General features: G+C 52.2%; 9 protein-coding genes. 2 read left to right on the forward strand and 7 right to left on the reverse strand.

What is annotated here, in order from left to right:
* Positions 1-40 precede the first annotated feature (40 nt).
* Positions 41-805 (reverse strand): GntR family transcriptional regulator, encoded by a 765-nt coding sequence (locus H8S75_RS33325; protein ID WP_187020753.1) that lies wholly within the window; start codon positions 803-805, stop codon positions 41-43.
* A gap of 354 nt (positions 806-1159) precedes the next feature.
* Here H8S75_RS33325 and H8S75_RS08520 point away from each other — a divergent pair, with 354 nt between their 5' ends.
* Positions 1160-2473, forward strand: coding sequence for an NCS2 family permease (locus H8S75_RS08520; protein ID WP_187020755.1), 1314 nt, complete (start codon positions 1160-1162; stop codon positions 2471-2473).
* 11 nt (positions 2474-2484) lie between these two features.
* Positions 2485-3942 carry an amidohydrolase family protein gene (locus tag H8S75_RS08525; RefSeq protein WP_187020757.1) on the forward strand — a complete coding sequence of 486 codons (1458 nt, stop codon included), beginning with the start codon at positions 2485-2487 and terminating at the stop codon, positions 3940-3942.
* 69 nt (positions 3943-4011) lie between these two features.
* Here the strand turns inward: H8S75_RS08525 and H8S75_RS08530 are convergent, their stop codons facing one another.
* From H8S75_RS08530 to H8S75_RS08555, 6 genes are all read right to left on the reverse strand, one after another.
* Entirely contained in the window at positions 4012-5724 is a 1713-nt protein-coding gene (locus H8S75_RS08530) for a DUF2264 domain-containing protein (protein WP_187020759.1), read from the reverse strand.
* A gap of 14 nt (positions 5725-5738) precedes the next feature.
* Positions 5739-6920, reverse strand: coding sequence for a glycoside hydrolase family 88 protein (locus tag H8S75_RS08535; RefSeq protein ID WP_187020761.1), 1182 nt, complete (start codon positions 6918-6920; stop codon positions 5739-5741).
* Positions 6889-8766 (reverse strand): glycoside hydrolase family 2 protein, encoded by a 1878-nt coding sequence (locus H8S75_RS08540; protein ID WP_187020763.1) that lies wholly within the window; start codon positions 8764-8766, stop codon positions 6889-6891. The genes H8S75_RS08535 and H8S75_RS08540 overlap by 32 nt, the downstream gene beginning before the upstream one ends.
* Before the next feature lie 19 nt (positions 8767-8785).
* Positions 8786-9622 carry a carbohydrate ABC transporter permease gene (locus tag H8S75_RS08545; protein WP_002600040.1) on the reverse strand — a complete coding sequence of 279 codons (837 nt, stop codon included), beginning with the start codon at positions 9620-9622 and terminating at the stop codon, positions 8786-8788.
* 17 nt (positions 9623-9639) lie between these two features.
* Positions 9640-10707 (reverse strand): carbohydrate ABC transporter permease, encoded by a 1068-nt coding sequence (locus tag H8S75_RS08550; protein WP_187020765.1) that lies wholly within the window; start codon positions 10705-10707, stop codon positions 9640-9642.
* Positions 10708-10878: 171 nt separating this feature from the next.
* Positions 10879-12243, reverse strand: a complete 1365-nt coding sequence (locus tag H8S75_RS08555; RefSeq protein ID WP_110324940.1) for an ABC transporter substrate-binding protein — start codon at positions 12241-12243, stop codon at positions 10879-10881.
* Positions 12244-12430: the final 187 nt, after the last annotated feature.

A 12430-nucleotide genomic window follows, 5' to 3' on the forward strand; every position in this document is an offset into this window, starting at 1 on the left:
TAAATAGTATTTCATATTATACAATACTGAAATCATAAAATCAATAAAATGGTTCGTATTTATACGCCTTCTTCCGTATCATGTTATACTCGATTACCTCCGTGTCAACGTAGGTATGAGAATAGACAAACGGCGTATCCGTCTTATCGTAATTAATGCCCTTCAGAAGAAGAAACGGGTGACACTCCTCCCCGCTTAAACCGGCCGGCCCGTTGATCTCCGGAAACTGCCGGTTGGTCACCGTCTGGATTCTCATGGTATCCCACATCGCCTTCCTTCCCTTGTACCGGTAAAGATAATCGAATATGGACAGCTCCGGGTTAAAGAAGCTCTGCATCTGCTCCCTGGTAAGCTGCTCCTTCGGGAAATGATCGATACAGTACATGGAAAACCTGTCCCCCGCAAAAAATGTCTTCTTTACGGCGACCATGGTCTCCCCCAAAGACACGCCAAGCGATGAGACGGCTTCTTCCCCGGCCGCCTCCGTGATGACGCCTTCCACCCGCACATCGGGCATCCTTCCGCCCTTGCGTATGATGTTCTCATACAGCTCGGGAACGGCCAGGTTAAAGGCGATCCTTCTTGCCATGGGATTGACATACGTTCCGCTCCCATGCCTGGAAAATATACGCCCTTCCATCTCCAGCTCCTTAAGAGCCGAACGGATGGTGACCCGGCTCACCCCGAACATGGTGCTTAACTTTTCTTCAGAAGGAAGCCTGTTTCCCTTTTCCAGATTCATAGACTGGATGTACCCCATCAACTTCTTTTTTACCTGCTGCTTTAAACTGCTCTCCTGCCCCACTGTGCGCCTCCAATCTTCTCCTGCCGCTGTACGGGGTATAGTATACCATAAACTGCAAATTCAGGAAAGACTGCCTGACATGTTTCACTATTTCCGCCTCTTTTTTATGCATTCCGAAAAGTGGTAATACCATTTTTTCCGAAGTGGTAATACCACTTTTCTCTTTCTACAGATTTTGCCTCCTTCCCCTTCTATTTTTTGTTATATTGTACAGAAAATAATGTTATTCCCTTTATTTTATTGACTTTTTTGTACATTCGTTCTATCCTGAAACTAAATCAACAGAAATTTCGCGAATTTTCTGATTTTTTTTACATTACATCACTCTTTTACAGCATCAGAAAGGATAAAATCATGAGTCAACTCAACGAAGCTTTAGATTCCTTTTTTCATTTAAAAGAACGTGGAACCACGGTCCGAACGGAACTGGTGGCCGGAGCGACCTCCTTCATGACACTCGCTTTCTTAATTGCAGTCCATCCCTCCATCATGGCCAGCTGCGGAATGGACAAAGGGGCCATGGCCACGGTCACCATCGTCAGCGCCATGATATTCACCCTGATCTGCGGCTTATACTGCAACATCCCCTTCGTCCTCGCCACAGCCATGGGCAGCAACGCGCTGATCGCCTACTCCATCGTCGGCGCCGGCATTACAACCTGGCAGGTCGCGCTGGGAATGAATTTTATCTCCGGTGTCATTTTCGTCATCATCAGCGTATGCAACATCCGTGAAATGGTGGTAAAGGTCATACCGAAGGGGCTCAAGATCACTATGGGCGCGGCGGTCGGTATGTTTATTACGGCCACCGGCATGTCCAACGTCAAGCTGATCCGCCTCAATGATTCCGGCTTTTTAAAGCTGGGAGATTTACACAGCCCGGAAATCATTCTGGCTGGAATCACCCTGCTGCTTATCCTGGCCTTCACCTCCAGAAAGATGAAATCCGGTCTCCTGCTGGCCATGGTCATCGGTACCGTAATCGGCATCCCCATGGGGCTTACCACCGTTCCCAGCCATTTGATCAGTATGCCGCCTTCCATGGCTCCGGTTGCATTTAAGCTGGATATCCCGGGAGCGTTAAAACTCGTCTATGTGCCGTTTATTCTCGCCTTCTTCATGGGAGACTTTTTCTCCACTGTAGGCAATCTGTTCGGCATCGGCTCCAAGGCCAACTTACTGGATGAGGAGGGCAACTTCCCGGATATCAAGAAGCCCTTTATCGTTGACGCCGTAGGCACCTGTGTCGGCACCGTCATGGGAACCAACACGGTCACCATATACGCCCAGTCCGCCGCCGGGGTAGAAGCCGGAGGAAGAACCGGACTCACCGCCGTGGGCTGCGCCATCTGTCTGGGACTGGCCCTGTTCTTTACCCCGGTCGCCCTGATGGTTCCCAACAGCGTATCCTCGGCCGCTCTGATCACCATCGGCTTAGGCATGCTCACCTGTATGGAGAAGCTGGACTACTCTGATTTCACGGAGTACATGCCGGCCTTCGCCTCCGTAATGGGAACCGCCTATACCTACAATATTGCCACGGGACTGACCCTGGGCATCATCACCTGTGTCATCACCAAACTCGCTGCCGGTAAGGCAAAGGAACTGCATCCTGCCATCTATATCATTGCGGTTCCCCTTGTCTACTATCTGGTAGCGCTCGCATAAGGAGGCGTTCCATGGGAGTCACTCTGTTTAAAAGCTGCAAATTTCTCTTCGCCGGAGCCGATCCGGAGTCTGTCTCCACCGGCCTTTCCGTCGCGGTAGAGGATGACAGGATTCTGTTTCTGGGAACTGAAAAAGAGTATTGCGAACAGCATCCGGAGAAAAGCTTGCCCACCGTCATCGACTGTACGGATAAGCTTGTCATGCCGGGGCTGGTGGATGGCCACAACCATCTGTGCAACACGCTCATGAATATTTCCAGAGCGTTTCCCTTCGATTACAGCCACATCTCGGATCACATGCTCACCACCATACACGATCCCTATGGGTGGCTGACGCCGGAAAGCCTGTACGACATCACCATGACTTCGGCCATCAACGCATTAAAACACGGAACTACAACCGTGGAGAACAGCACCATCCTGCCGGACACCGCCTATGAGGCCATGGATACCAGCGGCATACGCGGCATTCTGGCTCCTCAGATGGCTTCCTCCTTCCGTCTGGATTCAGATCCCCTGAACTGGAAGCAGGCGCTGGAAAAGACGAAGTCCTGCATTGAACATTACCACAATCCAAAACGCCGCATGTCGGTGGCCGTACATATTCATGACCTGTGGGACTGTATGGAAAGCCTGATGGACGGCGCGCTGGAGCTGGCGGAGCAGTATGATACCCGGTTCGTCACCCATTTCTGGGAATTTCAAAACGCCGTGGAACGGGCTGACGAGATGTGGAGGGACGACGGCGGCGCCTTCTCCCACTACATGAAAAAGGGACTGATCACCTCCCGCAGCGTGCTCTTCCACGGCTCCATGCTCCGGGAACCGGAGATCGAGGCCATCGCCGGTACCGGCGCTTCCATCATACATAATCCCGATATCAACGGCACCAACTGCGGAAACTGCGCCTACGTTCCCTACATGCTGAAAAACGGGATCAATGTCGGACTCGGAAGCGATTACGGCTCCCTGGACGCCATGTCGGCCATGAAGCTGATGCTCATCGTGCACAACATCATGCCGCGGGCTGAACGGGTTCTCCCCTATCAGGCTCCATTTTACGCAGCCACCATGGGAAGCGCCCGCGCATACGGCCTCGATCAGGAAATCGGTTCCATCGAGCCGGGCAAGAAGGCAGATATCATTACCATTGATTTAAAGAAAGCGCCTCATCTGCTGCCCCTGTGCACCAGCCTTCTGGAGGTCAGTCCGGAACTTCTCTACTTCCTCTTCACCCGGAACTGCGCCGGAACGACCACCAGCGAGACCATGGTGGACGGGAAGCTCCTTCGCCGTGATGGGGAATTTCTAAACCTGGATGAGGAAAAATTCGTCAAGAAGACCTTTGACTGGACGGAACGGTGCATGACCGATCTCATGGAAAAGCACCGATTCGGAAAACATTATGCCCGAATCATCCATCCGGATTTCATGAAGGATGGGGATATCACCTGGGACGTGCTGAATTAAATTCTGACTTATCCACAAAAATATGGCCGCAGCATCAGCGGATTCCTATCGCTGATACTGCGGCCATTATTATTCATCTTTCACAAAAGTTTCTACCCTCGTCTCCATGCGAACCTTCTCCCCCTTGCGGATCTTATAGGCAACCGCAGGGATAGACGCGTTGGCGTAAAGCACATTCGTATTGGGATCGGCTCCGATCACGACGCCGGCCGCCTCCGGGCCTTCGCCGGATACGGTACAGCCCTGTTTCCTCCAGGCAGCGGCGGCCGTCTTTCCTTCTGCCGACTCTCCGTACCCTTCTGTAAATTTCTCCACGGCAAAACCACAGTCATAGGCTGTGCAGTCATAGTCGCTCTCCACCTCATGGATCCGCATATGGCCATACTCCGTCGGCACCACGACCGAAGTCACCCGGATTCCCGGGAACGGTTGCCAGTCGCTGACTACCCGGTCCGCAAAGATATGGTACGATTCGCTTACCTTCCTGACAAACACGTAATCATCACCGTCAATCACGAAAGCCAGAGCAGAATCCGGTGCATTCTCATGGAGCACAATCTGGCTGCGCGCCACGGAAAAACCGAATTTCGTGGAATACGCGAACTTGGAGTATTTCTCCGGCACATGGCCGTGGCCGTATTTCTCGCAGACGCCGGCCGGGTAGGCAATCACATCTCTTCCGCGCCGGTGTACAATCATATTGGCCTGGAGCATCATTTTCACCTCTGCCAGAGTCGGAAGCGGTGCGGCCTCCGCGCTCCAGAACGGGTGGTCATCCGGAAGCGCCAGACACAGAAGCGTCTTCATTCCCCAGTACGGCGACCCCGGCGCATTGTAGCGCTCTGCCATGATTAAATTCGGATACGCGTAACCGATGGTCAGCACGCCGTCCCGATCAAATATCTTCTGCTCGCACCACCAGTTCAAATGGCGGGCGAGAATTCCCTTTACCACGGCCACGGGAATGTCATCGAGGCCGGCAAATACATAGGCCGCCCAGAACGCCGCCTCGCCAAACCGGTAGGATAAACTCCTTCCATAGGGAAGCGCCGCCCCATCCGCATCGAACCAGCAGATGAAATCCCCGGCGAAGATTCTGGCCCGTTCACGGAAGCGGGCGCACCGTTCCGGATCGTCATCCGCCATGGCCACGGAATACAAAAGCCCGTAGTAATGCATGGCAAATGAGATATAGTAATCCTTCTGCCCCGACGCGCCGTCCCGGTACCAGCCGTCTTCCAGATAGTAGCTTTCGATCTTATCCAGGCCGGACTTCAGATTATCTGCATCGTAGCGGCAGCCGTTTTTCATAAGAGCCACATTGACCAGAATCATAAAAAACTGCCAGTTACAGTCCGGTATGATGTGCTCGTTAATCGCGTAAAGCCAATCCGCCAGATGCTTCTGCCCTTCCGCCCCGAGGGGCTCCCAGACCTTCTCCGGCGTAAAGATCATCCCGCTTGCAATGGCCGCCATCTCCACAAACCTCTGGTCATAATCCGTAAAGCCGCCCCAGTATTCGGGATGCGCCGGGTCTGTTCCGTTCCTAAGCCCCTTCTGATAGATTTCCTCAAAGGCGCCGTTTACTCCGCCGCCCTTCCAGAAGGGAACCAGGGCCCACAGCGGCCGGGAAAATGCCTCCATCTCGATGCTGACCTCCGGATAGGTCACTCCGCTGTCTCCCAGATGCAGACGGGCGCCGCCCTCGCTGTATAATGGTTTTAAAGGATTCAGGACGGAGAACATCCAATCCCTGAAATCCTGTTTCGTCTCTAATCTCATTTTTTTTGCCTCCTCTACCAGTATGGGTTCCAGTCTTTCGAGAGTCTCGTCAGCGCTTCCATATAGAAGTAATCGCCCCAGATGTTGCACTCGTCAACGCCCTCCGGCGTACACGTGTTATACGGAGATTTCTTGGAGTAGGTGCTGTGAAGAACCAGGCCGTTCGATTCCGCCCCGCTCTTTACCGCGTAATTTTCCACCACGGACTTCATGATTTTCTTTGCTATGGAGGTGTAATATTTTGCATCCTCATCGTTTAAATATTTCGCCATTTCCAGCATTCCACAGGCGGCGATGGAGGCAGAGGAGGAATCCCGCGGCTCCCCGGAACCGTCTCCAAATTCCAGATCCCAGTACGGTACGAGATCTTCCGGCAGATGGTCCAGGAAATATCCTGTCACATGCTTAAAATCGCTGATATACGCTTCCCGCTTCGTATACCGGTAAGCCATCGCCGTGCCGTAGACGCCCCACGCCTGGCCTCTGGCCCATGCGGAGCCATCCCGGTATCCCTGGCAGGTCGCCCCGTGATCCGGTTCTCCCGTCTCCATATTCATGAAAAAGGTGTGCCACGTGGAGTAATCCTCCCGAATGACATTGGCGATCGCCGTATGGATATGCTTCTCCGCAATATCCCGGTATTTAGCGTCCCCAGTCTCCTCCGACGCCCAATAGAGCAGGGGCAGATTCAGCAGACAATCGATGATGAACCGGTAGTTCTCCGGCTGATCCATCGGCCCCCACGCCTGGATAAATTCCCCGGTCGGATGGTATCTGGTAATCAGCTGGTCCGCCGCCATGACAGCCGCCCTTTTTCCCTGCCCGCTTCCGGTCAGCTTGTACCCGGCGACGCAGGAAGGGCTGTAGAGAAAGCCCATGTCGTGATGGTCCACATCCGCCTTCGTCTCGATTCTCTTATAAAAGCTGTCGATCTGAATCGCTCCTGCTTCCTTAAACGTCTCGTCCCGGCTCCATTCATAGGCCAGCCATATCTGCCCGGTCCAGAAGCCCGTCGTCCAGTTGACATTGGGTGTCGGCCGGTAGAAGCCCTCCTCGCTGTACGCCTTCTTGAAGGAATGCGTAAATTCCTTTAAATTCTCCTTCACCTGCCCGGCGGCAAAATCCATAGCCTGACGGCACGCCTCCCCGGACAGCTCATTCTTTTCATTCAGATGTCTGATCGTATCCGCATTCATGTTCTAAAACCTCCTCGTAGTAGTTCTGCATCAGATAAAACGCCGGTTTCTTCCGGCTCCTGTCCTCTGTGATCAGTCCCTTGATGTTATATCCCTTCTGGTACTTTCCCAGCCGCTTCGGCGTGCGGAAATCAAACAGGATCCAGGGCGTTGTCCCCTGAATATACGGAATCCTCCGGAACACGGCGATCTGGTTTTCGTAGATCTCCTCCTGTTCCTTTACTGTTCCTCTGACACGTCTGGCGCTGTTGTCGTTCTTCTCTTTCGTTCCGGTTCCGGCTTCAGCTTCCTCTGCCTCAAATGCCCCATCCGCGCCGAATTCGCTGATGATGACCGGCTTTTCCGGCGCCGACTGTTCCAATATGGTGCTCAGTTTGGTGTAGTCCGGATCATACCAGCCGTAATATTCATTGAGTCCGATCACATCCAGATGCGTCTCCAGCCGGTCCGCAATCCGCAGATTCACGGTATCCACCAGACAGGCCGCGGAGATCAGCCTGGACGGATCGGAACGCCTGGCATACTCCGCTAAGTCCGCCATGAAGCGGTATCGCTCATCCGTATCCGGATTCTCATTACCAACGGACCAGATGATGACGCTGGCCCTGTTCGCATCCCGTTTCATCATCTCACTTAGCTGGCTTTTCGCCTGTTCAAAGGTATCCGGATTCCCAAAGTCGATCCACCAGTACACGGGGATCTCCTCCCACAGAAGGAGGCCTTCCTCGTCGGCCAGCCGCGCCGCCCATTCCGTATGGGGATAATGGGCCAGGCGGACGAAATTGCAGTTCATCTCCCTGGCCAGGCGGAAGGCTTCCCGTATCTCCTCCTTCGTCACCGCCTTTCCATGGTCCCTGGAGTCCTCATGGAGGCAGACACCACGCAGGAACAGAGGCCTGCCGTTCAAGCGTATGGAACGGCCCGCCGTCTCAATGGTACGGAAACCGACGCGGTCCGAGATCCGGTCGGAAGCCCGGTTCTCCCCGTCATATAAAGTCAGCCGGGCGTTATAGAGCCTGGGATTTTCAGGGCTCCACAGCTCCAGCTCCGGAACCTTCAGCTTCAGCCGGCCCGTTCCGTCGGGGCCGAAATCCATGATTTCACAGACTCCGATCTCCGGTATTTCAAAAAATGCATTGTAATCAGGCGAAATACTGCCGGCTGCCACCGCTTCCACTGTAATTTCCCGCTCTCTTCTTCCGCTCAGTCTCACCTTCATATCCTGAATAAAGACCTCCGGAAGACGAACGAGTGTTACACTCCTGTAGATTCCTCCATACGGAAACCAGTCCGTGTTGAGCGAAGGCACATCCGCCTGATGCCTGGTCCCATCCGCCACGACGATCAGCCGGTTATCCGCTCCCTCCTTCAGACTCTCTGTCGCCTCCACGCAGAAAGGCGTGGAGCCGCCTCTGTGAACGCCGAGAAAACAGCCGTTTAGAAACACCCTCGCCTCACCGGCCACCGCTCCGAACCGGATGAACACCCGCTCATTTCCACGGCTTCCATATGAAAACCGGCGGCTGTAAACCGCCGGTCCCTCATAGTAGAAATACTCCGGTTTTGCGAGATTAAAGACACCGGGAACCGGCACGGTTTCCCAGTCGTCGAAGGCATAATCAAGGGGTACCGCGCGCCCTTCCTCATTCGTCCCCTCCTCCAGAAACCATTTGGCCCGGAGACAGTTATCGTATAGGTCCACGGAGAAATTCCAGAGTCCATCCAGACTCTCTTCCTCTCTCCCTCCCTGCATAATCAGGCTTTCCGCCCTGATTAAGGGAGCGGAATAAGCGTTTTTGTATGCCTCGTTGTGAATATTGTCCACGAAATTTTTAATCTCTTCCATTGAAACCAGCCTTTCCCGATCAGCCCTTTACGCCAGTCGCCGCGATGCCTTCCACAAAATACTGCTGCAGTGTCAGGAACACGATCAGAACCGGAATTAAAGACAGTACGGAGGCCGCCATGATCAGGCCGTATTCAGAGCTGTACTGGCTTAAGAACATTTTTAATCCCAGCTGAAGGGTCTTCTTGGCTTCCGTTTTTAAGTAGATGAGCGGTCCTAAGAAGTCATTCCAGGTGTTGACGAAGGTGAAGATCGTCAGTGTGGAGAGCGCGGGCTTGGAGAGCGGAAGCATGATCTTCGCCCAGATCTGATACTCGTTCATACCGTCGATCCTGGCTGCCTCACAGAGCTCATCCGGAATTCCCTGGTAGAACTGTCTCATCATGAACACGCCGAAGGCAGAGAATGCCTGGAGGCAGATAATCGCCAGATGCGTATCGTTGAGTCCGAAGCTTCTCATCATCATGAACTGCGGAACCATGTATACCTGCCACGGAACGGCGATGGTTGCGATATAAGCCAGGAACAGTCCGTTCTTATGCTTGAAATTCAGTTTTGCAAATGCATACGCTGCGAAGCTGCTGGTAAGCAGCTGTAAACATGTAACGATTAAAGTGATCTTGACCGTATTTACGACGAATTTCATAAGAGGAATCTTCGTCCAGATATCTATGTAGTTTTTCCATCTCGGATTCTCCGGTATCCACTGAATCGGGAAGATAAATACATCCTTATCCAATTTCAATGAAGCTGACACCATCCATGCAAACGGTACCAGCATAAGGAATGCAAAGACGATCAGGACTGCATAGAGAATAACCCGGCTGATCTTATAATTTGTGCTTTGTACTTTCATATTTATTCCTGCCCTCCTTAATTCGCATACTTCTTCTCACCACGGAACTGGATCAGCGTGATGACAAGGACCATCAGGAACAATACCATGGCGACCGCGCTGGCATATCCCAGATTCCAGTTACGGAACGCTTCCTCGTAAATATGGTAGACGAGAACCATGGCTGAGGAGCTGACAACGCCGTTGGAACCGCCGGCCAGCATGTATACGATATCGTAAACCTTGAAACAGTTAATCGTTAAAATAATCGTGACAAAGAACGTCGTCGGCTGCAGCTGCGGCCATGTGATGTAGCGGAAACGCTGAAGGGAATTAGCCCCGTCTAAGCTGGCCGCCTCATAGAGCTCGGCGTTGATTCCCTGTAAACCTGCTAAATAGATGACCATGTAATAGCCCATGTTCTTCCATACGGAAAACAGTACGATGGTGAACATAACCCAGTGGGGGGCGGCCGCCCATTTCGGCAGGCTCTTCGCAGATACGCCCAACTGATATAAAATCATGTTGATGGGACCGCTCTTCTGGGGACTGAAAAGCATGTTCCATACGGCGGCCACGGCCACCAGCGATGCTACGTAGGGAAAGAAGCTGACGGTACGGAAAAAATTCCGTCCCTTGACCTTCTGATTTAACAGGACCGCCAGCCCCAGCGCACAGGCCAGGGTAAAGGGCACCGTCGCAAGACAGTAGACGATTGTATTGACAAAGGATGCCCGGAATCTGGCGTTTCCGACCATCTGTATAAAATTCTTGAGTCCTGCGAACTCCATGGGGCTGTTGCCATCCCATTTCATAAATGCCAGCACAAAAGCAAAGATGATCGGTCCCAGGGTAAATACCGCGAATCCGATGAAGTTGGGAGCAATAAAAGAATATGCCACCATGTCCCTCTTTTCCTGTCTGGTAAACCGCTCTCCCGTGCGCACCTTCTTAATCTTCTCTTCTGTGGTCTCGATCTGGGAGATCAGTTTGTTTCTCTTATGTGACTGTTCTGTATTTTTAAGCTCGCGCTCCAGAGCCTCACGCCTTGTGAGCAGCGCAGCAATTTTTTCGTTTTTCTGTGCTTCTGTTATTGTCTTAGCCACCGGCTTTTCCTCCTTTTTACCATTGAGCACTCTCAGAAACTCCCTTGCACGTTTCCGAGAGTACTCCTTTACCATTCCACATTTCGTTTCAAATTCAGAGGGGATTCTTTAAATGAGGCGGGCTTTTATTCTGCCCGCCTCTTGATGTTGCCTGATTGTCGTCTGCGCTTTTTATTCAGCCAGGATAGCGCTTACCTGCTCATCCATCTGTGCGATTCCGTCATCGACAGACATGCTTCCTGTCATGATGGCATCATGTGCTTCGTTTAGTGCGGTCTCAATCTCAGAGCTCTTCGGATGTACCGGCATTTCCAGATACAGATTTGCAGTATTTAACGCGTCTACACTGGTTTCGTCGTCCTTCGGGAAGCCTTCCGTTGCAGATACCAGGTTCGCCACTTCGTCTGTCATAACAGCCGGGATTGTTCCTGTTGCCGCGAGAACCTCTGCGCCTTCTGCTCCGCTTACGAAATTTACGAACTCCCAGGCCAGATCTTTATGAGGTGCGTTGGTCGGGATTGCAAGGGAGGTGATGGTTGCCAGTGTGGAACCAGCCTCTACGCCGTCAGCATGAGGATACTTTGCAATTCCCCAGTTTGTGCAGTCTGTGTACTCGCCCGTTTTGATCTTCTCGATCAGTGTGGAGATGAACCAGGTTCCCATGTTCATCATCGCTACGTTGCCCTGGGCAAATGCGCCGGAGTAATGAAGGCCGCTGGTCTTTAAGGTTGCATAATCCTGGCATACGCCATCTTCCTGCTCTGCAAGAACCATGTCGTAGTATGGCTTTAAGAACTCATACTTTCCGTCCAGAATCGTATTCTTTCCATCCAGGATACCGAACAGCTGAACTGCGGATCTCCATGTGTGGTAGTGAGCGCCGTATACTTCCTGGCCTGGGGTATCGACGGTTACGGATCTGGCCAGCTTATCATACTCATCGAATGTCATGTCGTTGGTCGGATAGGCAACTCCTGCCTTGTCAAATACGTCCTTGTTGTAGAACAGCACCCAGAAGTCATTTCTGAATGGAAGCTCGTATAACTTGCCGTCTACCGTAATCTGATCGGTAAGTCCCTTGTACTGAGCCAGATCCACACCGGAATCTGATATGTAGCTGTCGAGAGGCTCCAGCACACCCTTGTTCACCAGAGTCATATAGCCTGGAACGTCCTTTACGGTTACTACGTCGAAGTCGGAACCATTGCCTGTAAGCTCTGTGGCAAGTACAGTCTGGTAATCGGTGGATCCCAAATCTACCATTTCAATGGTGACATCCGGGTGAGCCTTCTCGAACTCATCGATGAGCGGCTGATAATAGGTCGTGGAGCTGATATCCCAGACAGACCACTTAAGAGTTGTCTTATCTCCAGAGGCCGCTGCCGTCGTGTCCGCCGGTGCCTCTGCCTTCGTTGTCGTCTCCGTGGTTGTTCCTTCCGGTGCAGCCGTTGTTTCCTTGCTGCTGCTTCCGCAGCCAGCCAGCGTGGTAACTGCCATCACTCCTGCAAGCGCGAGACTTAATGCTCTTTTTTTCATTGTATTCCCTCCTGATTTGAATTTGGTAAATCTCATCTGTCTGTGATTTACTATGCCTAAATTATAACCGGACCGCCGGCTGAAAAGAATGGATTTTATCTCATAAAATATTCATTATTTATTCACAATTATTTCATAAACCCCTTGGCAATGTAATTTTTTACGATTAATAATACAATTTCTCTAT

Origin of the sequence: Hungatella hominis (assembly GCF_014288005.1) — a bacterium.
Lineage (GTDB): Bacteria > Bacillota > Clostridia > Lachnospirales > Lachnospiraceae > Hungatella > Hungatella effluvii.

Bases quoted from the DNA above. Each gene is read 5' to 3' on its own strand.
- H8S75_RS08520 (WP_187020755.1), top strand. From the start codon at position 1,160: ATGAGTCAACTCAACGAAGCTTTAGATTCCTTTTTTCATTTAAAAGAA.
- H8S75_RS08525 (WP_187020757.1), top strand. From the start codon at position 2,485: ATGGGAGTCACTCTGTTTAAAAGCTGCAAATTTCTCTTCGCCGGAGCC.
- H8S75_RS08530 (WP_187020759.1), bottom strand. From the start codon at position 5,724: ATGAGATTAGAGACGAAACAGGATTTCAGGGATTGGATGTTCTCCGTC.
- H8S75_RS08535 (WP_187020761.1), bottom strand. From the start codon at position 6,920: ATGAATGCGGATACGATCAGACATCTGAATGAAAAGAATGAGCTGTCC.
- H8S75_RS08540 (WP_187020763.1), bottom strand. From the start codon at position 8,766: ATGGAAGAGATTAAAAATTTCGTGGACAATATTCACAACGAGGCATAC.
- H8S75_RS08545 (WP_002600040.1), bottom strand. From the start codon at position 9,622: ATGAAAGTACAAAGCACAAATTATAAGATCAGCCGGGTTATTCTCTAT.
- H8S75_RS08555 (WP_110324940.1), bottom strand. From the start codon at position 12,243: ATGAAAAAAAGAGCATTAAGTCTCGCGCTTGCAGGAGTGATGGCAGTT.